This is a genomic window from Parabacteroides leei, assembly GCF_023369805.1.
In the GTDB taxonomy this organism is placed as follows: domain Bacteria; phylum Bacteroidota; class Bacteroidia; order Bacteroidales; family Tannerellaceae; genus Parabacteroides; species Parabacteroides leei.
In genome coordinates, this window is the sequence record NZ_JAMBQG010000034.1 from 1 (window position 1) to 24,378 (window position 24,378).

18 protein-coding genes are annotated in these 24,378 nt (G+C 45.0%); 1 reads left to right on the forward strand and 17 read right to left on the reverse strand.

The features are described from left to right. Positions 1-158 precede the first annotated feature (158 nt). From M1P97_RS25605 to M1P97_RS25645, 9 genes are all read right to left on the reverse strand, one after another. Positions 159-608, reverse strand: a complete 450-nt coding sequence (locus M1P97_RS25605; protein ID WP_195373473.1) for an HU family DNA-binding protein — start codon at positions 606-608, stop codon at positions 159-161. 115 nt (positions 609-723) lie between these two features. Next, a complete protein-coding gene (locus M1P97_RS25610; protein WP_195373474.1) occupies positions 724-1,161 on the reverse strand; it encodes a hypothetical protein in 438 nt (145 codons plus the stop codon). A 128-nt stretch (positions 1,162-1,289) separates the two neighbouring features. Further along, entirely contained in the window at positions 1,290-3,314 is a 2,025-nt protein-coding gene (locus M1P97_RS25615) for a RagB/SusD family nutrient uptake outer membrane protein (protein ID WP_195373475.1), read from the reverse strand. 11 nt (positions 3,315-3,325) lie between these two features. Then, positions 3,326-6,607 carry a SusC/RagA family TonB-linked outer membrane protein gene (locus tag M1P97_RS25620; protein ID WP_249390553.1) on the reverse strand — a complete coding sequence of 1,094 codons (3,282 nt, stop codon included), beginning with the start codon at positions 6,605-6,607 and terminating at the stop codon, positions 3,326-3,328. 366 nt (positions 6,608-6,973) lie between these two features. Beyond that, positions 6,974-7,435, reverse strand: a complete 462-nt coding sequence (locus M1P97_RS25625) for a DUF4293 domain-containing protein (protein WP_195373477.1) — start codon at positions 7,433-7,435, stop codon at positions 6,974-6,976. Between the two features lie 150 nt (positions 7,436-7,585). Then, positions 7,586-7,918 carry a DNA-directed RNA polymerase subunit omega gene (locus M1P97_RS25630; protein WP_122352406.1) on the reverse strand — a complete coding sequence of 111 codons (333 nt, stop codon included), beginning with the start codon at positions 7,916-7,918 and terminating at the stop codon, positions 7,586-7,588. A gap of 27 nt (positions 7,919-7,945) precedes the next feature. Beyond that, a complete protein-coding gene (locus M1P97_RS25635; protein WP_195373478.1) occupies positions 7,946-8,758 on the reverse strand; it encodes an outer membrane protein assembly factor BamD in 813 nt (270 codons plus the stop codon). 67 nt (positions 8,759-8,825) lie between these two features. After that, positions 8,826-9,251: an amino acid-binding protein gene (locus tag M1P97_RS25640; RefSeq protein ID WP_195373479.1), complete on the reverse strand. Its 426-nt coding sequence runs from the start codon at positions 9,249-9,251 to the stop codon at positions 8,826-8,828. Positions 9,252-9,271: 20 nt separating this feature from the next. Beyond that, complete coding sequence (locus tag M1P97_RS25645) at positions 9,272-10,573, reverse strand: phenylacetate--CoA ligase family protein (RefSeq protein ID WP_075557163.1); 1,302 nt, start codon at positions 10,571-10,573, stop codon at positions 9,272-9,274. A gap of 139 nt (positions 10,574-10,712) precedes the next feature. Here M1P97_RS25645 and M1P97_RS25650 point away from each other — a divergent pair, with 139 nt between their 5' ends. Then, positions 10,713-11,885 carry an MFS transporter gene (locus M1P97_RS25650; RefSeq protein WP_195373480.1) on the forward strand — a complete coding sequence of 391 codons (1,173 nt, stop codon included), beginning with the start codon at positions 10,713-10,715 and terminating at the stop codon, positions 11,883-11,885. 92 nt (positions 11,886-11,977) lie between these two features. Here M1P97_RS25650 and M1P97_RS25655 read toward each other — a convergent pair whose 3' ends face one another. The 8 genes from M1P97_RS25655 to M1P97_RS25690 form a co-directional block, all read right to left on the reverse strand. After that, entirely contained in the window at positions 11,978-13,465 is a 1,488-nt protein-coding gene (locus M1P97_RS25655; RefSeq protein WP_195373481.1) for a SusD/RagB family nutrient-binding outer membrane lipoprotein, read from the reverse strand. Between the two features lie 15 nt (positions 13,466-13,480). After that, positions 13,481-16,663 carry a SusC/RagA family TonB-linked outer membrane protein gene (locus tag M1P97_RS25660; RefSeq protein ID WP_249390554.1) on the reverse strand — a complete coding sequence of 1,061 codons (3,183 nt, stop codon included), beginning with the start codon at positions 16,661-16,663 and terminating at the stop codon, positions 13,481-13,483. Positions 16,664-16,765: 102 nt separating this feature from the next. Next, on the reverse strand, positions 16,766-17,302 hold the full coding sequence (locus M1P97_RS25665; RefSeq protein WP_249390555.1) for a hypothetical protein: 537 nt from the start codon (positions 17,300-17,302) through the stop codon (positions 16,766-16,768). Positions 17,303-17,654: 352 nt separating this feature from the next. After that, a complete protein-coding gene (locus tag M1P97_RS25670) occupies positions 17,655-18,185 on the reverse strand; it encodes a hypothetical protein (protein WP_249390556.1) in 531 nt (176 codons plus the stop codon). A gap of 77 nt (positions 18,186-18,262) precedes the next feature. Further along, positions 18,263-18,595, reverse strand: coding sequence for a hypothetical protein (locus M1P97_RS25675; protein WP_249390557.1), 333 nt, complete (start codon positions 18,593-18,595; stop codon positions 18,263-18,265). A gap of 38 nt (positions 18,596-18,633) precedes the next feature. Continuing rightward, positions 18,634-19,242: a hypothetical protein gene (locus tag M1P97_RS25680; RefSeq protein WP_249390558.1), complete on the reverse strand. Its 609-nt coding sequence runs from the start codon at positions 19,240-19,242 to the stop codon at positions 18,634-18,636. A gap of 174 nt (positions 19,243-19,416) precedes the next feature. Then, a complete protein-coding gene (locus M1P97_RS25685) occupies positions 19,417-20,913 on the reverse strand; it encodes a SusD/RagB family nutrient-binding outer membrane lipoprotein (RefSeq protein ID WP_249390559.1) in 1,497 nt (498 codons plus the stop codon). Between the two features lie 19 nt (positions 20,914-20,932). Then, the gene (locus M1P97_RS25690; RefSeq protein ID WP_249390560.1) at positions 20,933-24,190 is read right to left on the reverse strand and encodes a SusC/RagA family TonB-linked outer membrane protein; all 3,258 of its coding nucleotides are present in this window, start codon (positions 24,188-24,190) and stop codon (positions 20,933-20,935) included. Positions 24,191-24,378: the final 188 nt, after the last annotated feature.

Here is a 24,378-nt window from a genome sequence, read left to right on the forward strand (position 1 = left end):
AAGAGGAATACCATGCTGAATTTTCGTTACAATGTTTAGTTTCTCTTCAAAACTGTGATGTCTATACATAAAAAATGCACCCCTAAAGTTTTATGTCTAACTTTTGGGGTGCACTTCAAATGACGGAGAGGGATCTTTTGTCATTCGGAAAATAAAAATCATTCAATAACCGGACGGTCGTCTTCGCCTGAGCCACCACCAGCATTCGTTTTACCTTCAACCAGTTTGTCAATCCATACAAAGTCGACTTTTTGCATGGCAGCTTTTAATTCTTCTCCGGGCTGAAAATTAATATTTACACAATTAATATCCGTAGCCTTCAAATCTTCTTTCTTCACCTTTCCGCTACTATTAAGGGAAGGATAAAATGTACCCCAATCACCGAGTTTCACACTATGTCCGTCTGCCATCAAACGTTGGATTATTTTCCGAAGCTGACGGATAGACATCAACGCTTCCGACGGATTCAGAGTCGTCTCGTCGGCAATAAGTTCAGCCACCTTCGTTTCCGGAACCAACCCGGTAGAGTTCTGAACGGCATACCATTTCTTCGGTGCGTCTTTATCCCTGGGATTAGCACGCTGGATTGCTTTGATTAATATAGCCATGATTTATAAATTTAAAGTTATAACTTAAAATACATCGTATTTCGAAATGAGAAGCCATTCTTGCATGACATTGGGATTAACATCATAAGAATGTATGCCATCAACAGAGATCAAATCAATTTACTCCACTACCTAATTGATAAATGATAGTAATTGTTGTATTCGAGGTAATCGGAGGAAGTGTATAAGTTCCGCCAGAGGTACCAAGCACATAAGTTACACGACCATTATCGACAAGAATTTGAACAACCGTCTGACTAGAATATGAATAGGTAGAAAACGATACAACTCCATTAGCCCCTACATCTGCAATTCCATCATGATTAAAATTATGCGTACCGGTATCATCTGTATACGTGGCATCATAAAAAGGCCCTGCTACTGAGACATCTAATCCAGTTGTAGATATCTCTAAAAAATTCACTTTATAAGTCGTACTCGTCACACTGAGATTATTACCAGCAATTGCCTCTGCCTTATTCTGCGGAGCAGCAAAACACATACCGCATACAAAGAAGGAAAGCAACAACATAACAACTTTTGTCTTTTTCATAATGCTTAAATTTTAAATTATTACCAGATATATTTAGTTGAATACACAACATAAAATCAAAAGATATGAACCAAAGGCCCCCTCTTTCACAGAGGGGAACCTTCCCACACATCAATTATAGTTTTATGCTAGTAGCCTATGGCTCCCGATGAGGTTAACGGCCATCCCGGGTTTTGGTAAATCACAGAAGATCCCAAATCGTTAGGGTCGCTAGATGTATATTTGAAATGATGCAGTGCAATCGGATCAAGATAGTGTGCTTCACACCATTTATATCCGTCCCACATAAGATTGTTGCCTTGACTGATGACCCTGTAAGGACGTAAATATTCGCCGCTGTTTGCAAGGTTGGAAACATTTGCATTCGGTTGCCCTTCAGGAATAAGCAAACTTTCACCTGTGGGCTTTTTATCCTTATCCAATTTGGGATATGCGTCTTTCAAATCTGATCCCCAAAGGTTTACGCCTTCCACCTGAAAACCATTAACTTGATCCAGGGCTCTCCAACGTCTCAGGTCCATCATACGCAGACCTTCTTCTATCATTTCGCAACGGCGTTCGCGGCGGATGCAATATAGTAACGCAGATACTTGTCTTCCTGCAGAGTATACACCCCAATCAGACTCCTTATCCAGTTTTGTGGCATTCAGTGTAATACGATAATCCGGTAAATTAGCCCTGTCACGAATGGCATTCCAATAGGCTTCGGATTCAGCAGATATGCTGTTCCCTCCCTTTTCCATGCAATCAGCCTCGATATAGTTCAAATATGCTTCGGCAGCCCGGAAAATAGGTGAGCCTTCTACAGATCTTTGATCGCCGCTAGTATAGTAAGTATCAGCTGCCAGACCTTTGCGCAGGCCATAACCTGTAACAGCTCTTACTTCCGGGTTGTCAATGATGGTAGGAGCATAAGGCCACGAAAGTCCATTATATTCTCCGGCTTCATTTGTTTGTTTGTCCAGATGTTCGTAAGGACGCATCATAAAGAGGTTAAGGCGCGACTCCCTGTCGGTTTCTACATCTTTAACGGATTTGTCGCCTTTATACAAGGGAGAAGCGTAAATAGGCAAGCCGTCTCTACATAAGAATGTTTCCACATATTGACGGGTGAATCCGGTGTTACCTCCGGTTAATATATAAGAAGTGGCACCATGTTTTACACCTAATGTGAAGCTATACCGTTTCCACAAAAGTATTTCGGGAGCCGAATTCATATCTTCCAAAGCAAACTGTGCGAAATAAGGATTGCTCATGCCACGGTTAGTCGTATCTGACAGATTGACACCTGTTTTATCGGTATTTTGTGCCAACAATCCCTGGTCTGCAAGCTCTTTGGATGCCGCTTTACATTCCTTCAGGAAGAAAGCGATCTCATTATCCAGGTTTGCGCCTGTGTATTCGCCACCGGGCCATCCGGGGCCTCCGGGGACTAAAGCCGTACCTTTATGGTAGGTCAGCCAGCTTGCTTCAAACAAAGCGACTCTTGATTTGATCAATAAGGCTACATTACGGGTAATCCTGTTTTTCCCTCCCGACGGAGCCGTATTACTCAAAAGCATCAGGGCAGAGTCCAAATCATTGATGATGAAGTGTGCGACTTCATTACGAGGACTGCGTTTACTGGCTTCTATTAATTCCCCTTCTTCATCTATTAATGTATTTTTGATAATGGGAAAATCCCCTAATTTTTGTAATTTGGAGAAATAATTCCATGCTCGCTGCAAGTATACTTCGCCAATGTAATGCCTGATGTTATTGTCGTCACCTTGTATGCTCTTGGAATTATAACGCGGCATTACAGTCTCTATGAAATAGTTGGCATTTCTTATTTTCTTGAAATTCCATGGATCATCATCTTCTTTGATGGATTCAGGAACTTTCCATTGCCCTGGCAACCATTTGTTGTCGTAACCTGATGTTGCCTGGTTATCAGTGTTATTATCATTGCCCCAGCTCCCGATAGTATATTTTTCTTCATGTGCAGGAAAGTCGTATCCCTTGATGGCATAAGATGCCAAGTCGGCTTCGGACCACAAATAATTATTGGGAGTAACTTTATCCAAGGGTTCAAGGTCTAAGAAATCATTGCATGAACTCAGACCGACCAATCCTCCTGCTAATATAAATAAGTATTTATTTAATGTTTTCATTTGCTATTCAATTAAAAATTAACACTAAGTCCTGTTGAAAATGTCTGTGACAGCGGATGTGTCTTGGCTGTAGAAGTCCCGTCATTCCAGTCTGCTCCATATCCTGTACCCAAAGTTTCGGGGTCGAAAGCATCGGGTAGTGAAGTTATGGTAAACAGGTTCTCGGCAGAGAAGAATATTCTCAGATTAGAGATTCTGGCCTTCTGCGTATAACGTGCCGGGATGGTGTACCCTATTTGCAGGTTCTTCAGGCGACAGTAAGCGGCATTCTGTAGGTAGCGAGTCTGTTTCTGTTGGTTCTGTGCATTGAACAATGGCCTCGGCAAGTAGGCATCGTGATTTTCGCCCCAGAAGTCATCAGCGTCACGGTAAAAGTCCATCTGGCTTTTGAAAAAGCCGGATTGCCACCTGTTTCCGGTAGCACCGAACATCATGTTTCCATCTATATAATAGTCTCTTTTCAATACACCTTGCAGGAATACGCGTATATCAAAGCCTTTCCATGAGGCATCCAAGTCAAGGCCAAACTTGTAACGCGGCGTGTTGTTACCAATAATCTTCAAGTCGCCCGGATTGTCTACGGTAGTTCCTTTGTGGATTGTTCCGTCTCCGTCCAGGTCTTTGTACATGATATCACCGGCAGCCCAATTCTTGCCGACTTCACTTTGTCCGCCATTGGGCAGGGAAGCCAGGTGATCCTGCATTTCCTGATCGTTCTTGGCAATTCCAATCGTTTCGAATCCCCAGATTTCACCCATATATTCTCCGGTTCTCCATGTAGAAAGCAATCCTTTTTCATTCGGATATTTTAAGACCTTCTGCCGGTCGTCCGAAAGAAGCACATGTACTCCATATTGTACTGCGTCGATACGGTCTCTCCATGAAAGGTCGAGTTCGAAACCGGTAGATTGTAAGTCGGCATTATTTGTTTTAGGAACGTCGGCACCTAATACAGCAGGTAAAGTGGGAGCTGGCCCTACCATATTTACAGTCTTTCTGTTGAACCAATCAAAGCTCATGTTGAAACGATTATTAAACATCCCCAGGTCGAAACCGATATTCCATGAACGCATGGTTTCCCAACCCAAAAGCGCTGAAATCAATTCGGGTGAAGCGGCTGTGTTCTCAAATTTGCTATTGCTTAACAGCCAGTGGCTTTTGCTATCATTAGCAACAAATGGCATTGTCTGGATATAGGGATAAAGCGCTTTGGTATTTTGGTTGCCAAGTTCACCCCATGAACCACGTATCTTTAATGTGTTGATCGTGTTTTCCAGCGGTTCCATAAATTCCTCACGTGCCACGTTCCAGCCGGCCGATACTGAAGGGAACCAGTTCCAACGCTTGTCGGCGGCAAAGCGGGAGGTGCCGTCATAACGCATGTTGAACTCTACCAGGTAACGTTCTTTATAATCATAGTTCAATCGTCCGAAGAAACCGGCTGTTGCCCAATGATTTTTGTCACCTGCATCCTTATCAATTTCAATTTTATCAGGTCCTGTGGCCGTATTCAAATCGGGAACTTTCTCTGTGATGAGGTCTGTACGGCTGGCACCCAGTTTACGCCATTTATTCAGTTCGGCCTGAAAACCCACCATGACCTTAAAATTATGGCCGCCTTCCAGTGATTTCATAAAATCAGAATAAACGTTCGGATTAAAGAAATTTGTTCTTTCGGCATATTCTGCGACAGAATTAGTATCTTCAAAATATTCTGTTCCATCTACATAATATTTGGGAAGATGTAATACATCCTTGTGTTGGAATCCATCGACAGTCTTATAATTCAACTCTCCGAATACCTTCCATCCTTTAACGGGTTCCAGTACAACCTGGAATTGCTGGTACAACCAATCAGTCTGACTGGCATCCTTGCCCTGGTAAAGTAACTGTGACAGCAACCCAACCTGAGCATAACCGTTCGGATCATACATAGGTTCGGAGGGAAAACGCTTGGCCATGTCGTGATAATACTGGTTGTTATCCATGGTGGACGGCTTGCTGTAATCCTTACGCATATATTTGGTGCTGTAATTCACGTGCAACCATGGAAATAATTCTGCATTGATTTTGGCTGTTACTGTGTATCTTTTTAGTTTATCGGGATTAAAACTTATCAGACCCGTTTGGTCCATAAAATTACCAGAGAGGTAATACTGGAACTTTTCAGTACCTCCATTAATACTTAATGAATGTTCCTGTGAAAAAGCAGTGCCTCCGAAGAAAATATCATACCAGTCATTATTTGAGTTTCCCAGCCAGTTCCATGTCTTGCCGTCCGCATTGGCAAACGTTGTCTGCGTGCTGGGAATTTCTCCTTTTTGATAAGCGAGCATGAGTTCCAGATTCTGAGCCGGGAAAAGAGGCCCCTCTTGAGTATTGCTGGCTGCCAGGTTCATGTATTGTGCATAGGTATATGAATCCGGTAATTGCGGCATGTTAATGGCATGGCTCCAACGGAAATTATCGTTATAACTGATGTTGACTTTACCTGCCTTACCTTTCTTGGTAGTGATCAAAACGACACCGAATGGCGCACGTGAACCGTAGATGGAGGAGGCGGCAGCATCTTTCAAAACGGAAATACTTTCAATGTCATTCGGATTCAAGACATTCATATCACCTTCCATGCCGTCAATCAACACTAATGGCGAGGCATTGGAACCATTGCCGATAGTACCGGCGCCGCGGATATTAATTTTCATGTCCTGACCAATTTCACCACCATTGCCATCAGAACCATAGCTGAAGTTCATACCCGGCACTAAGCCTTGTAAGGCCTGGGATACGTTTGTAACCGGACGGGAAGTAAGCTCTTTGGCATCGACGACAGATACAGATCCTGTCAAGTTCACTTTCTTTTGTGAACCGAAACCAACGACAACGACTTCATCCAAAGCTTGTGAGTCGTCTTCTAAAACGATATCCAATGATTGCTGATTAGTAATCTTTACGTTTACATCTTTGTACCCGATAAACGAAACTTTCAGGGTAGCCCCTACCGATACTTTTAAGGAGAAATTGCCATCCACATCAGTTACTGTCCCGATACTGGTTCCAGCAACAGATACGTTGGCTCCAATCACCGTTTCACCTGTAGCATCTTTTACAACACCTTTAATGATACGTTCACTTTGTTGGCTGACCGGCATACCGGCACTTTCTTTAATAGTAGGATTTAAGGCAATCGAACCTTTTCCTGTGTCCGCTTTTGATGGAGCGGCAGAGAATAAAAAAAGAAGGGCAAAGGCCACATTCCAGTTTTTCATTCCCCGGAAATTCTCTCTCTTCATGTTTAATGTCATTTTTTCTTTAAGTTTTTTCCTGAATAATTCTTTATTAACTCTGATTAGATCTCAAGGGCGGTTATACCCTTTCATCGCTGTGTTCTCTTTTTTAAATCATAGGCAATTTTTTATTTATTTCACACAGCAAAAGAAGCTATATAGCCACTATTCAATATCCAATATCGTATAAAGAATGTTCGTTTTTAAATAAATCTCTTACCGAACAAGCCATACAGCGTACCCAGGAATATTCAATGACATTTCTATGGTTAAATCGAAGCTACGTTAACAAATAAAAAAACGCAGCCACGTTATAAAATAACATGACTGCGTTTGATGTATTTATGCCACCTTAAAGGTGATATCTCATATTTATCTCAACCGGTCGAGCGAACGAACCAGTGCTTCATCGGCACCGATATTACGGATTGCCAAGTAATCGAGGATCAGGCAGATCAAAGGGAAAGAGAGAGCGATCTTTACACTCAGTACGGCACCGCTCAACTGGTCTTTCAATATCCATGCAAAAAAGGCAAACAAACCGTAGAAACCCAGCATCAATATCCCGTTGAAGATACAGAGGCGGATCTGAAGCATTCTTTTCTTGAACAAGAAGATCGTGATCAGGGACAGGATAGAGATCACCGCTGTCAGGGCGAAAAGCCCCCACGTAGGATAGATCAGTTCCGGTTGTTCTGCGATCGTACTGATACCGGTTGCATCGAAAGAGTAAAACTGGTCACCGGCCTGAAACATGGCTAGCGGTAGAAATAACGTAGCGACCATCAAGGCCACGATAATTAGCAAGTAAACTGTTTGTATTCTCTGTAACATAATTTTTAAAGTTGACCGTTGACAATTGACAAGTAAAGACAGACAGTAATTAAGCTAATAAAAATGGACAATTGCATTTTTATTAATTACAATTGCCCATTATATTTGGAACATTTCACTGTCAACCGTTACTTGTCAACCGTCAACTCGTTAAAAGTTATTCTTTTCCTTAGCAGGGTTCTTATAATAAACCTTACCTTCTTCATACTCCTGAGCGGCAATCAATGTCGACTTCGGAAGCTTTTCATAATAACGTGAAATCTCGATCTGTTCTCTGTTTTCGAAAACTTCTTCCAGATTATCATTATAAGAAGCAAACTCCTGAAGCTTCTTTTCCAGATCCTGCTTCATTTCAACACTAATCTGGTTAGCCCGTTTACCAATGATCATAACTGTTTCATACACATTACCCGTGTCGGCCGATAACTTCATCATGTCACGGGTAACCGTATTCGAAGGGGCGTTAGACTTTCTGTAATCCATCTTTGCTTTATTGATTAAATAATATCGTTAATACACATCTGTTATTCTCTTGCTGGCATAATCGTAATACTTCTGCGCCTGTTTTACGTATTGGCCTTCCGGATATTCGTTTATGTAGGTGTAGTATTCGTCTACCACCTCACGATAACGACCCTGCAATTTTTCTTCCACACTGGCGATAGCCTGTTCATACTTCGCACGCAATACGTAGAACATAAACTCTTCCCGGTATTTCGAGTAAGGATAGTTCTTCAATGCGTTCTCAGCGGTAATCACGGCAGACAAATAGTTATTGTCGCGCATGTAAGTACCCAGGTTAAAATACAGCCTTACAGCCAACAGTTCCTTGTAAGCCAGTTTTTCCTGCAATTCGAACATGATCTTCTGGGCTTCGGCTGCACGTTCGCTCTGCGGATAATACTCCAGATAGAGCTGCAACTGGTTGATAGCTTCATACGTCTGTGTCTGGTCCAACCGCGGATCGGGTGAGTCCAGATACAAGCCATATCCTGAATAATAACGGGCTAACTCAGTGTATTCGCCCTTCGGATAGGTGGTGTAATACGTATTAAAGTATTGCGAAGCCGTCTGGTAATCTTTCTGTCCGTAATAGCTCTGGGCCAGCAGGTACAGGGATTCTTCGGCGTAAGCAGTTCCTTTAAAGATTGTAACCAGTTCATCCAACAGGGTAGCGGACTTGTTATATTGCTTTGCATTGAAATACTTCTTTGCATACGAATACTTCAGTTCATAGTCCGTACTTTTCAGTATCTTGTTATATTCCCCGCAGGAGGATAACAAGACCGTAATCATCATCAATAAAAATACAACCTTTTTCATTCACATACTTTTAGCGCGCAAAGTTACATTTTTTATTGCAAAATAACGAAGCGCATAACGTTAATATTTACAACTTATATAAATCGCTGGCTGCAATAAGCTCCAGTTTGTTGGCTTTCAGAACCTCCGCGCACTTCTCCACATTGTCGGGACGAATGATCACATTGGCCGCATCTCCTTGAGAGAAAGCATACATATATTCAACAAAAATACCGGCCGAAGTAATGATTTCCATCGCCTTAGCCAGCGCACCCGGTTGATTGGGGCAGTGCAGGCACACCACATCCGCCACACTCACCGCATATAATTTTTCGCGAAGTACTTGAATTGCTTTTTCCGTATCCGACACGATCAGACGCAAGATACCGAAATCAGAATTCTCCGCCACCGTAAAGGCCGACATGTTCACTCCCGCTTCACCCAAAATCTTTGCCACTTCCGTAAAACGGCCTTTCTTGTTCTCAAGAAAGATAGATAACTGTTTAATTAACATAGCACTTTATTTTTTTAGGTTTAAACTAACTTACGATTGTCGATCACGTGTTTAGCCTTGCCCTGACTGCGTTCGAGGCTACGCGGTTCCACAATCTTTATATCAGGCTGAATACCGATCACGCTCTGCATACGGGCGGCGATCTTCTTCTTCAGCGCAATCATCTTATTCATTTCGTCCGAATAATAATCCGGGCGTACTTCCACCTGGATCTGGAAGGTATCGGTATTGTTCACACGATCCACCACGATCAGGTAATGTGGTTCGAATTCCGGCATTTCCAGCAATACGGACTCTACCTGCGACGGGAAAACGTTTACACCACGGATGATCATCATATCGTCGCTACGTCCGAGGATACGACCCATACGTACGGCCGTACGCCCGCATTCGCACTTTTCATAGATCAGATGTGTCAGGTCGCGCGTACGGTAACGGATCATCGGCATACCTTCCTTCGTCAGTGTTGTAAATACCAGTTCACCCTGTTCGCCCGGAGCTACCGGCTGCAAAGTCACCGGATCGACGATTTCAGGGAAGAAATGGTCTTCCCAAAGGTGCGTACCGTTCTGGCACTGGCATTCGCCTCCTACACCCGGACCACAGATTTCTGTCAGGCCATATATATCGTATGCTTTGATGTTCAGCTTTTGTTCCAGTTCCTTACGCATATTTTCCGTCCAGGGCTCCGCTCCGAAAGCTCCTACCCTCAACTGGAACTCTTCCAGAGGGATACCGGAACTATGGATCGTTTCCGCCAGATACAAGGCGTAAGAAGGCGTACAAGCCAACCCTTTTGCTCCGAAGTCGTGCATCAGTTGTATCTGTTTCTGCGTGTTACCGCTACTCATCGGAATAACGGTTCCACCGATATTTTCAACTCCCCCGTGAGCCCCCAGTCCACCGGTAAACAAACCGTAGCCGTAGGAAACCTGCACAGAGTCATCCTTTGTAATGCCATAGGCCGTCAGGCAGCGTGCCACCACTTCCGACCAGATAGACAAGTCCTTACGGGTATATCCAACCACGATCGGTTTTCCTGTCGTACCTGAAGAGGCATGTAAACGAACAATTTCAGACATCGGCACAGCCATCAGTCCGAAAGGATAATTATCTCTTAAATCCTGCTTTACCGTGAACGGCAGCTTAGATATATCTTCAATCGATTGAATATCATCCGGGGTAATACCCATTTCCTGCATTTTCCTGCGATAGAAAGGGGTGTTATGGTAAACGTGTTCGACAACCCGTTTCAACCGGATACTCTGTAATTTCCGCATTTCTTCGCGGTCCATACATTCAATAGTCTCATTCCAAATCATGGTATCAGTTTGTTATCTTTTAAATGTTAGTAGTCTAAATCTGTCGCAAAGTAAGAACTTTTTTACTAACTGGCAATAAATAATAAGGGTAAATCAAAACATTGTATCTTTGCGGTACGCTAAGAAAAGATACAGCCAAATGAAACGGAATATACTTGCACTATACATTATTAAGTTGTCCAAATGGTTCACCCTGGTGATGCCGATTATCGTACTCTTCTATGAAGACCATGGGTTGGGATTACAGGATGTATTTATATTGAAAAGCGTTTATTCGATCGCAGCCGTGGCGTTAGAGATACCTTCGGGCTATCTGGCAGACGTTTGGGGACGTCGCAAATGTCTGATACTAGGATGTATTCTTTTCTTCTTCGGTTATTTGTGCTATTCCTTCACCTCCACCTTTGCCGCATTCGCCATTGCGGAAATATTGCTGGGAACGGGACAGACACTTGTCAACGGGGCAGACTCCGCCTTGCTGTACGATACGACCGTACAGTATAAGAAAGAGAATCTGTATCTGCGTTACGAGGGACGTATCACCATGATCGGAAACTTTGCGGAAGCCGTTGCCGGTATCTTCGGCGGATTGCTGGCCGCCTATTCCCTGCGCTATCCTTTTTATGCCCAGGCGGTGATCGCCTTCAGCGGTATCCCTGCCGCCTTTGCCCTGCGGGAACTCAATATCAAGAGTAAAGTACAAAGCCCGGTACAGGAGATCATGCGAATCATCAAATACTCGCTGGTCACGAACAAGAGGCTATGCTATAATATAATGTATTCGGGGATTATCGGAGCGGCAACACTGACGATGGCCTGGTTTGTGCAACCCTACCTGATGTATATGAAAACTCCAACTTCCTGGTTCGGGGTCATCTGGACGGTGCTGAACCTGACCGTCGGCATCGCCGCCCTTTACTCGGACCGGGTAGACAGTTATTTCGGGCCTAAAAAGATGGGGATACTGATCCTGACATTCGTGGCAGGCGGTTATGTGGCGCTGGCGTTCAACCTGACGTATGCCGGGTTGGCTATCCTGCTCGTCTTCTATGTGATCAGAGGGTTTGCTACGCCGATATTAAAAGGGTATATCAACCAGATGACCTTCTCGGAGATGCGGGCGACTGTCCTGTCTATCCGTAACTTTATCATCCGGCTGATGTTTGCCGCCATCGCCCCGTTCATCGGATGGCTGAATGATGTTTATTCATTGCGCACTGCGTTATTGGCATCGGCAGCCATTATCCTGATTCCGGGAGCGTTGTTCCTTTGGTTGCAGCTGACGGCGAAACATCAAGAGGAGGAAATATAGTTTCATCTAGGTGAAAACATAGTTTTATAAAGACACCGGGAGCAAAAGCCCCGATGTCCGTAAAAACTCCTTTCTATTCATGCCATTTCTTTTTATTTAATCCACCAAAGAGGGTCGGATGTCCTGTCGTTCCCTCCGAACTGCGACTGAAGGGCAGCCTCCACGCCGGCGGCATTATTGTTATACTCGTCCTGCGGATACATCCAGCGGTATGGCAGACTCACTCCGGATGCCCGGCGAAATTCAGGATAACCCGTACGCAACTGGTCGTAGTAAGGCATCCACATGCTGCCTTGCAGGAAAGTAGGAATATACTTCTGAAGGATGATGCGTTCTATCTTCTGCTCTTTTGTCAGCGAAGAGGCATAAGCCACCTTGTCGCCCTGCAGATAAGCCTCAGCCGCATCTTCTCCCAGATACTGGGCTACGGAAGAGGCATATTTCTCATAGAAGCGGAAAGAGGCCTTGACCGCCGATTCGTAGAACGCCTTGTCATCTCCGGAAATCCAGCCGCGAACCACCGCTTCCGCCAGAAGCAACTGCTGCTCGGTATATCCCAACAGGATCATCGGTTCGTTGGTCGGATGCTGGTAATAACGGGTGGCGGGTTTGGAACAACCGCCCAACGTCACCTTATCATTGACCAGACTGTAAGGGATCGCCGGATCGCCACCATCATAAGAAGAGAAATCATCCACAGCCAGTCCCGCCTTTTCCGCCGCAGGGGTCTGCGTACAGAAAGCGAACAGACGGGGATCTTTCCGGGTAGCCAGGACAGCCACATAGGTAGAATCCATATAACGTCCGGAGCCGAAGTCACTGTCGTTAAAATAAGGATAACGGTCGTCCTGCTGATCGAGGAATACCAGCTGGCCGTTGTCAGCTTCACCGGTCATCAGCGGTTCACTAAGGAAGATACGGGCAAAGGTTGACTTCACATCCGTCCCTCCTACGGTCTGTTTGTTCGACAAGGACATCAGGATACGCAACCGGTAGGCATTGATCAGGCGGCGCCATTTCAGCAGATCGCCTCCATAGATAATATCGCCGCTGATAATGCTGTTATTGTCGGTCAACAACGTATTCGCTTCTTCCAGTTTGGCAAGCACGGTAGACAGTACCGTCTCCTGCGGATCGTATTTGGGCTGGTACAATTCGTTCGTTTCGCCCTGCAACGCTTCGCTGCAAGGTACATCGCCGAACTTCATCGTCAGCATATAGTAATAATGTGCTTCGAAGAAAAGAGCCAGAGCCTCATAAGCCGTCTGATCGTTCTTCTCCGCTTCCTCCTTCATCTTCGTCACATCGCGCAGGTTGCTGTAGTAGTCGAAGCCGCCGCGTGTCCATTTATACACCTGATAAGGACTTTCGCCGGAAGTCAGGATCAACTGCTTGGTAGCGTGACAGACCTGTGCATCCGATTCTTCGAATGTTTTGAAGGATAATCCGGTGAGCAGCAGTGCCGGATCGGTGGTCGTCGGGTTGTTCGGATCGACATTCATCTCTTCCAGGTCGATACACGAGTTGCAGGTAACTGCCAGAGCAGTCCCGGCTATTATATATTTCAGATATTTCTTCATTGCTTTATCGTAGGATTATAATTTTATGGTTGCGCTGATACCGATATAACGGGCGGAAGGGTCCTGCAGGTCCGAGTCGCTGGCACCGAAGTCAGGGTCGAGATAAGGCGTCTTCTTCCAGACTGCCAGGTTGTTGCCAAACAAGGTCACGTCTAATCCTTTGATCGTATTCGAATCGAAAAGGTTCTTCAGATCGTAAGATATGGCTACGCGGCGCAGCTTCAGATAAGAACGGTTGAAAGTGTTGGCGAACAACTCGTTCTCGCTGGTACGGACCACGGCACGATAGGGATAGTTCTGTGCCCAGGTCTGGATATTAACGGCTGTTTCATTCTTTTTATATACACGGGTATCTGTCAGGATATTTCCGTTCACATCGTAAGTAACCTCACCGCTGACGATGTTTACGCCTTCCGGCACATAGATCGCCTTGCCGCCGTTCTCGTATTCTTCCTGACGGTACATGGTCGACTTCGGATGTTTCCCGCCCCACCACATCTTCTGGGTGGTAGTCGACACCAATGTGCCTCCGATCGCTCCGTCTATATCGATATTGACGGTGAACTTTTTGATCTTAAACGCATTCTGAAGCCCGTAGCGAACGTCGGGCGACTGGTTGCCGATATGGGTGGTAAACGCGCTCTTGGTCGGCATACCGTTAGCATCCAGTATCAACTGCCCGTCCGGAGTCTTTTCCCATTCGGTAGCGTACATAGCATCCGCCCGGTCGCCCACCTTCAGGTCGCCGAATTTATCCTGGCCACCGTAAATCTTGGTCAGCTTGCGGATATTACTGCTCCAGTTGGTCGACACATTCCAGGTGAAGTTCTTTTTTTGTACAGGTGTGGCATTCACGATCAGCTCGAAGCCGTTCGTCGTATATTCATTGCCGTTCACAAAGCGGTAAGGGAAACCGGATGCCTCGGAGATAGGCAGCTTGATGATGCTGTTCTGGTCGAGCATACGGTAGTAAGTCAGATCCAATCCCAGGCGGTTATGGAGAAAGGAGGTAGACATGCCGACTTCAAAGGAAGAGGTCTTCTGAGGCAGGATATCCGGATTCACCAAGGCTGTCACCGTTCCTGAACCGGAAGGGTCGGTCACGGCATTGGGATACGTCACCGAAGGCGTGCTGCCATAGAGGATACCTTTTGCATAGGTTGCCTGCAGGGCATACGGGTCGAGGTCGCTGGACACCTGTGCCCAGGCGGCATTGACCTTCAGATAATCCATCCACGAAGGCAGCTTCACATATTCGTTCACCAGCGTACTGCCGGAAACAGAGGGATAGAAATAAGAATTGTTGGCAGCGGAAAGCGTAGACGACCAGTCGTTACGTCCGGTGAATGTTAAGAAAAGGGCCTCGAACAGGTCGATATTCACAGAGCCGTAGACACTCTCGATCGCCTTCTCGTTCATCAGGTTGGTTGCACTGACCGGGTTCAGGCTGTTACCCATATTATATACTTTCGGGACGATCAGCCCGTCGGTAGCCTGCGTTTCCTTGCGTATCTGACGGTAGTACAAAGAAGTTCCGAGATTGGCTGTAAAGGCGAAATCCTTGCTGACAGCCTGTGTATACGTGGCCAAAGCGTCCGCATTGATATCCAGCTGGTCGCTGTTCCAAGTCTTGTAGTCACCGTTACGCGAATCGCCGTAGTTCATGTACGACTTCGGGCTTTTCATATCTTCGAACGTACTTTCCAGACGACCGGCGGCACGTCCCTGCAGGGTCAGTCCGGGCAATACGTCCCAGTTGAGTTTCACCTGTCCGTTCACCGTATTGCGGTCGTGTTTCTGTGTCAGCTCATTGGCTGCAAAATAGGGATTGTTATACCAGGCATAGTTATAGTTCGCCTGCCGTGTTCCTTCCGAATCCGGACGATACATATGCTGTGCCAGCTCCTTCCCGTTCACATCGTTACCCATCCACAGCAGGATCGTGTACATATGATTCTTCGGTCCGTAACCGTAGCGGGGATAGTTGGGGGAATAGACCTTATTATATGACAGATTGGAGGAAAGGGTCACCGTATTGCTCAGGTTGAACATACTGTTGAAGTTCAGCCCGCCCGTATAGATCGACGTATTCGGAACCAGTCCTTGTTGCTTGGAAAAATCGCCGTTGAAGTTGTAGTTGGCTTTCTTTGTTTTATTCGCCACGGAGAAAGTCGCCTTGGTGATCACTCCCGTACGAAGGAAATCCTTCAGGTTGTCGTGTGCTTCCCAGGTGATCGGTACACGTTCGTAGCGCGTACGGTCATTGTAGATAGAACCGGCGACATCGCCCCACCAGGAAATCTCTTCACCCGTTTGCTTGTCGCGGATCGGGCTGTTCCACTGGGCGATCTTCTGCCCTTCGAAACGGGGTCCCCACGTCATATCGCCATCGGAGATACCGCCGTCGGCACCGTCCCAGAACTCATACTGTCCGTTCGACCCCGAACCGAACTCATTCTGTGTCTCAGGAAACACGGTGAAAGCGGCCGTTACCATGCTGGATATGCCGGCTGTCACCACCAGCCCCTCTTCTTTCGCCAGCCTGGTCGTGATCAGGATCGCACCGTCCTTACCTCTCGAACCGTACAGGGCTGCTGCTGCCGTACCTTTCAGCACGTTAATGCTTTCGATATTCTCCGGAGAGACATCGAACAGGTCGGACTCCACCGGAATACCGTCCACTACCATCAACGGAGTCTTACCACGCAGGGAGAAGCTCGGTGCCTGGAAGATACCTGTCGGGTTATTAACGGTCAGACCGGCTACCTGGCCGGAAAGAGCGTTACCCACGTTCACCGTCCCCGGTTGTTCGAGGGCTTCCGTGCTCACTTGCTGGGTGGTATACCCCAGTTTCTTTTTCTGTTGTTTGATACCGATGGCTGTTACCACCACCTCGTCTATCAGCTTGACGTCGTCGGACATCTCTACATTGATCACTTTCAGGTCGCCTATCGGGCGTTCCACCGTTTCGTATCCGACAAAAGAGAATATCAGGGTAGCGTTCTTCGGCGCTTCAATTTCGTAGTTACCGTCTATATCGGTCACTGTACCGACCGTAGAGTTCTTCACGACTACCGCAGCTCCGATCACAGGACCCAGCTTATCCGTTACCGTACCGGTCACTTTCACCGACTGGGCAAAAGCCAGGGAGGTGCAGAGCAGGAGCCCGCAAATCATTAAGTAAAATTTGTTCTTCATATCTAAATCAATTGGTGTACATAGAAAGCCTCGAGGCAGGAAACAGACCTGCCCTAAAACTTTATTTATCAACAAAACTTATCAGGGGAAAGAGGGGGTAAATTAATAGAGGTTCTTCAGTTTGACGTTGTCGAAGATAGCCAGCAGGCGGGAGGAATCTTTTTTATTACCCTGGAGGGCTTCTTCAAAGGTGTTGGTATCGGAGTCGATAGCAGCCAGGGCGATCTTCAGGACATTCGCGAACTCGTCTGCCGCGTCTTCCTTCGTCAGCTTATTGCTTTTCACATCCTTATTCAACTGTTTTTCGATGGAACGGACCGCATTATAAATACCCGGCTTGCGGATCACCGTACGGCGGGCAGGATCACCCGGAACGACTTCTTCCTTCACCACATACATATCCATAAACGCATTGTACAAACATCCGACTTCTTTGCCGAACCTATGATTGTTCGCGTTAGCCAGTTCTTCAGCAGTAGGTTCCTGCACAGCAGAATAGAACTCCCATGTTTCGACAGGAGCAGCTTCCACATTTGCCTTGCTTGTCTTGTCGTTATCTCCATCGGCAACAGTCGCAGCACGCAGCAGGGAGAATGAAGTACCCAATAAAACAACTAATAACACTAAACTCTTTTTCATAACTATTTTCTTTTGCTATTAAATTATGCTGCAAATGTAGAGGTGGCGTGTTACAAAACAGATACAAAGGAATTAAGTTATATTTACCTTTTTGTTACATGAAAACAACTCAAATACATTTGAATAAAGACAGTACTGTGAATATAAAACAGTTAAATACACTATTCCGGTAACATTCAAGGAAAACCTTAATAAGCCTGCAATTGCTAATTGATTATCCCGGCTTCATTTTACAATCACCCAACAGGCAACCCCAGCAACACCAAAATAATTACCAAAATAGTATTTCCCCATCGGACAAGAAAAGGCGGAATCTGACCGATCAGGTTCTGCACTTTCCCACTACGGAGTTCTATCTACTCCCGGTCACCGGAAGCAAGTCGCTTGCATGTATATAAAAACCGCGTATATGTACCATAAAACTGCTTCCTTCAAATGTATCAGGATTCACTATATTAAACTCCTTCCGGTCCTTTGACATATCAGAAAAAGATTCTACAACCCACTGAACTAACTTTTGCTCCCTAGCAAGAAAAAAATCACGATATTCTTTAGGGATAGCAATGTTGTAATAACTCATCTTTAGCTCGTTTGTAAAGATGATCTCCGCATACACTCTTCTCAATATGTCACGTTCCGAAGATGTTAACGGTTCAAATATTCTGAAAAAAATAACAGCTTCATTTCTTACATTCTCAATCTTAAAAGGATACTCAAACCCCCATGTATGCCCCTCCGCTTTCAGAACAGGCATTGATTTTCCTTTCGGAGTAAGAAAAATAGTGTTTCCCGATACTTTTTCATCAACCAGATGAAAATCTTGAGCTTTACACTCGAATATGCTAAAAAGCATTATTAAAGTAATAATATTTATTCTTATCATGACTATATTATTTTTATGTTTACAAATCAGATATTATATTAAATAAGTTTTTAGAATACTGAAACTTATTGTTTTCATTACTTATTTATAGAAACTCTATTATCAGGAGGTGTAGGTTTCCTATAAAAATGTAATAATAAAGATGGTTCAAATGAGGATGAATATGTGCCGGAATATCCAATCCACATTTCACACAAACGATTGAATCCATAGGTATCGGTAAAACGTCCATATTGGCTACCCATCATACTATCAATCCATTTCCCATATTCTTCCTTAAACTCGGATCGGGAATCTGTTACAAACGCAATATAATTCTCTGTAATTCCATTTATTGCTGAAAACAAATCATTATAAACCTTGGCTTCAAACTCACAGTTCTTCTGAATTTTTGTCTCTGGAAAAAGCATTTGGTCCCCATAGAAGCACTGATGTTGAACAGAATGCACTAATTCCTCCTGTAATTGATGAACCCTAAATCATCCAAATCCTTTATAATAATAGACTTCGTATTAGGATCATAGCCAGCTATATTCTCTGCATTTGGATTACAATGGAACTTTATCTTTACATTCTTAGCAACCATATAATCAAAAAGTTCTCTATTCTTACCTGTCGATAAGAAATAACTGATCAATTTATTCAACTTATCTTTTTGTACCAAATCCAACGTAGAACCTATATTATAAATATGCTTCAAATTATCATAAACATATTCTTGTTTCCCCGTTGATGGATTATAGTGAGAATTTCCACCTGAAGGTATTCCTCCCGGTGTATAAGGAGGCGACTCTATTATATCATCCGGATCATACCCTCCTGCTATAGAACCATAGCTACCTCCTCCACTTCCGGCAGCGCTGTTACAAACTGTTCCGAGATATATGTCAGTATCATCCCATCGAACATAAAGATCGACACAAACGATAGGGACAGATTTAGTTAGAGCCTCTATATTTTCTTGTTGCAGTTTATTCTCCTCATCAATAAACTGACTGTCACAGCTCAATACTGCTAAAAAGAGAATGAAATATATTACGCGGCAAGTACTTTTCATAAGCAAATTCTTTTAAGGCTAGAAAAATCAACCAGGACGAACATCCCTGTCCACCCTGGTTTTAAAATAATGTGTCTTGTTTAGGTTCTCTCAGGCTTTGGCTTCAATGGTTTAATAAATAAACCGACTCGTTGATTTTAATAATGTATGATATTAAATAAAAAAGTGAGTTTATCAGTTGACGCCGGTGCGGGTATCCCACCACATCTGTTTACCCCAGACATAATCCTGGATACCTGTTGCCGCAGTAGTTACATTCGCTTCATTATACAGATACTGGTTCTGCGGATACGGGAACCGGAAAGGCACATCATTATGAATCCCTTTATAAGCAGAACGTGCACCCGGATACTGAGGTGTAACACCATCCGCAGCCACGGCTGTATGGATATAGGTCGGATAACCTGTACGGCGATACAGTGACCAGGCTTCGATATTCTGCTTGAACAAAGCTACCCACCATTCGAAATACAGACATTCATACGAACCGTCCCATTTTCCTTTTCCTGCCAGATAAGCATCGGCAGCAGCAGTATCGATATCATTATCTTCCATAGAAAGACGAACAGCCTTCTCATAAGCATCGGCAGCAGTCATCGGGACTTTCCAACCTTTTAATGCGGCTTCAGCCATGATGAAATAGTTTTCACAAGCACGGTAGAACGGAGAGAAACCTGCCGGATCTTCACGATACTTAGCCCCCATACGGGATATATCGTCCAACGACTTCGGAGCGTCCTTCGCACCATTTTCAAAGCCACGGTATTCACCGTCTGCTTTCGCCGGCTTAGCCAATGTGGCAATGCGCGGATCTTCCTTCTTCTTCAAATGATCGATAAAAATTACCGACATACCATCGTCATCACGTGTACGGAAGTTATTGTAATAACGTTCGAAATAATCACCTGAACCCTGCCACCAGAAATAAGCATTATCTGCACATTCCGTAATATAAGGATAGGCTGTCGGATTACCGAATATTTCTTCAACAACAGCTTGCGATCCGGAATATACACCTGAAATACGCATCGCTACACGTAAACGCAGTGAGTTACAGAACTTCTGCCATTTGGCTACATCCTTTTTAAACAGAAAATCACCATCCCCCAGATCGTCGGAACCTAATCCGGCAGCCCAACTATCAGCGGCCGTTTTCAAGTTTGCCAATATCTGCGGATAAATTTCCGACTGTGCATCATAAGGAGTCTTCAGTACGCTTCCGGCCTCCGGAGCACCTTTGAACGCTTCCGAATAAGGAATATCGCCAAAACAATCGGTACACATCACCATCAGGTAATTCTGCAACGTGATACAAACATTACGCATATTCTTATTCGCTTCCTGTGCATCTTCCGTACGGTCGAGGATATCCTGCAACTGCACATGGCCGTAGTATGATTGGTACCAGCGGTTACCATACGTATTGTTGGAAGGTATATACCCACTGTAATCGTTCAAATACTGTATTTCGGAAACGTAACCTGCCCACTGGGCGATATCCAAGTCGCCCCCATACTGATCGGCAGTCCTCCGAATGATATTTCCCAGCATATTCGTAAACGGTACCTGGGTATAAGCATCCGGATCGGTATTTATTTCATCAAACGAACTTGTACATCCTGTGGCAATCATTGCAAACGAGAGTGCCCATATTTTATATTTATTCTTCATAACCCTGTTTATTATTCAGTTAAAATGTCAGACCTAATTTAAAACCTATACTGCGTGAATTCGGAGTAGAAGCCTGTTCGAAACCTACACCGCGGCTATCGCTGGACACACCACCCGTTTCCGGATCAAGACGCAACTTGTTGGAAGAATGTACCCAAAGCAACGCCAGGTTTGTACCGATCAGGGAAACCGTTGCACGGTTGAAATATTTGGTTTTCTTCAGGAACGATTTAGGCACGTCGTAAGAAATATATGCTTCGCGCAATTTCAGGAAAGAGCCGTCGAACACATAAGTTTCAGCGTTACCGTTAGAGTTGAACCAGGTATATGCATCGGTTTCAAAATTGTTTTCCACAAACTTACCGCTGGCATCGGGAATCACGAAACGTTCTTCAGTCATTACATCCTTACCGGCCACGATAGCACGTTCGCGGATACCGTTTTCAGCTGTTACATTGGCCACACCGGCTGAATAAGAGTGGCTCATAGTCTGCGACCAGATATCGCCACCGATACGCAAATCAAGCAGGAAGCCTAATCCGAAATTCTTATAAGTGAAGTCATGGCGCCATCCCATCAGGAAGTCGGGCGTTACATTACCGATAATCTTCGAAGCCTCTTTCTGCGGAGTACCGTTTGTATACAGTTTGATCGCACCGATCTGGTCGGCTGTAGCCTTGCCGGCCGCAACATCTTCCTCGCTTACGCGGGCATATCCTTCACCAACCATGGCTCCCCATTTTTCGCCGACACGTGCCTGGGTATCGATCCCCCATGTCCAACCCATGCCATACGATTCAAGCAAAGGTTCGCCCGTTTCAGGATCGTTATAAAGTTCCACAACCTTACTTCTGTCTTTCGCGAAATTCAATGTGCTCGACCAGTTGAAACCGTCGCCCTTACTGCGGAAAATATCTCCTCTTACCTGAAGCTCGACACCTTTGTTGTCGATTCGTCCGGCATTCACCAACATGGCAGCGAATCCGACTACGTTGGAGGTTGAAACCGACAGGATCTGGTCTTTTGTCTGTTTCTGGTAGTAAGCCAGGTCGAAATGCAAACGGTCATCAAACAAGCCGACTTCGGTACCTACTTCCCAAGTCGTAATACTTTCCGGTTTCAGGCCGTAATTAGGATAAGTGTAACTCTTATACATCTGTGCCACGCCATTGAAAGAAGCCGATTCGGCATAATAGTAATAACTGTTGCGATAAGCACTTGTAGCCGAACCGATCTGTGCAATACCTCCACGCAGTTTCCAGAAAGTAAGGACATCATTTTGCAGATTCTCGAAAGAAGCCGTCGGTATCCAGCTCAAGCTGACCGAAGGATAAAAGAACGCATCGCGTATGGTTGAGCTCCAGTCGTTACGGGCACTGGCATCCAGATACAACTGGTTTCTCCAGCCCAAAGAAACGTTGGCATAAATAGAATTGGAACGAATATGGCTATGGTCCATTGTCGCAACGGCATCCCCCTTTTTATTCGCCATTGTATATATACCGCGCACGGTTAATGCATCCGCACCGATTTTACTAGTTTCCCAACTCAGGTCGCGATAGTTGGCTCCCACCACACCACTGAGGTTAAAATCGCCGAATGTCTTGTTAACAGAAGCAAGGAAGTCGGCATTCAATTCCGTATTTTTAGTTGCCTGCTGGTAGAAAGCGCCTTCGGGCCAGTCGCCACGGTCGAAATAATGACGTTCAAATGTCTGCATATTATAGTAATCCATACCGATACGTCCTTCAAACTTCAACCAGTCGAACGGCTGGTAGTACAAAGAAGACTTACCGAAAATACGGTCGCGCTGCAAGCTGTTCGTATTTACATTTACTGTAAAATAGGGATTCACGTGATAAGCATCGATCCAGTTATAATAAGTATAATTGCCTTGACCATCTCGTTGATCCCAGTTGTCTTTCAAGGTTTGCATATTGATTTGTCGGCCACTCCATGCCACCAGCGAGTTGATCGGGTTGTTACTTCCGTATCCCTGTCCGATCAGGTTGTCGCTCTTTGTGCGGGTATAGCTGGCAGAAAGATTGAAAGAGATGTATTTGTTTAGTTTCATATCCGTATTTACCTGGCCGGAATATTTCTTCTGGTCGGTATTAGGTACGGTACCTTTTTGGTCGCGATAAGAAAGGGAGGCGCGTGTAGTTACATTTTCGCCTTTAGCCTGTACGGAAACCATGTGGTTCATAGAAACTCCGGTCTGAAAGAAATCTTTCACGTTGTTAGGACGGGATACCCAGTCGGTATACTCCCCGTTACTATCGTACTGGCTGATTTTCAGCCCTACATCCAAACGAGGCCCCCACGATTCGTCGGAACCGGTATTTACCCCCTTGGAATAATCGAAACCATATTGAGTTGCATAATCCTGATAGCTCAGGTCAGCGTGCGGACCGTTTTTCCAGTGGTATTCGTCACCGTTTTGTCCCTGTCCGTATGAGTTTTGCAACTTTGGGAAGTTGGCAGCAAAGTCCATCGTCACATTCATATCATAAGAAACAGACACGCCATTACCGTTTTTACCGGACTTGGTCGTGATCAGGATAACACCGTTACCTGCACGCATACCGTAGAGGGCGGCCGAACCACCTTTCAACACGGAGATCGACTCAATATCTTCCGGGTTGATATCATTCAGACCCGAACCGTAGTCTACTCCATTATAAGCATTATCACCCGTACGCTGTGTATCGTTGGCAATAGGGATACCGTCCACCACGATAAGCGGCTGCTGATCGGCAGCCAGCGAAGAGTTTCCACGCACAGAGATACGTGAAGAGGCTCCCACCGTACCACCGAACTGGTTGATCTGTACACCGGCAACTTTACCGGTCAACGAACTGGTCAAGTTAGCGCCACCGGCTTTCGTCAGTTCGTCCGCTTTTACTTCTTGAATAGCATAACCCAGTGATTTTTTTTCACGGTTTAATCCCATTGCCGTTACGACCACCTCTTCCAGGTGTTTCACATCGGATTGAAGAACAACCGTTACGTGAGGTTTTACGGCAATTTCCTGCATGGTCATGCCGACATAGGAAACTTGCAAGATTTTGTTTTTCTCAGGAACATCGAGGGAGAAATTTCCATCCAGATCGGTGATTGTTCCGATACTTGTTCCTTTTACCAGGATAGTAGCGCCGATAATCGGCTCTCCGTCATCGCCCGAGGTCACCGTTCCGGTTACCTTCACTGTCTGGGCCAGCACTATGCTTATACTTGCAAAGAAGAATAGCATAGTAATTGTAAATCGCTTCTTCATAGACACACTTGTTTTAATTTAGATTAACTAGATATTTATGCTGTTTTTATTTTATCGACATAGTCTTAGAAGAACTATGTTCATTCAAAAAGAAGAGATCCTTGCAACGATCAGCATTTAATATATATTCACACCCGGATGGGAAAGTCTTATTGCATATATAAGAATGAATAGGAAGTGGTGAAATG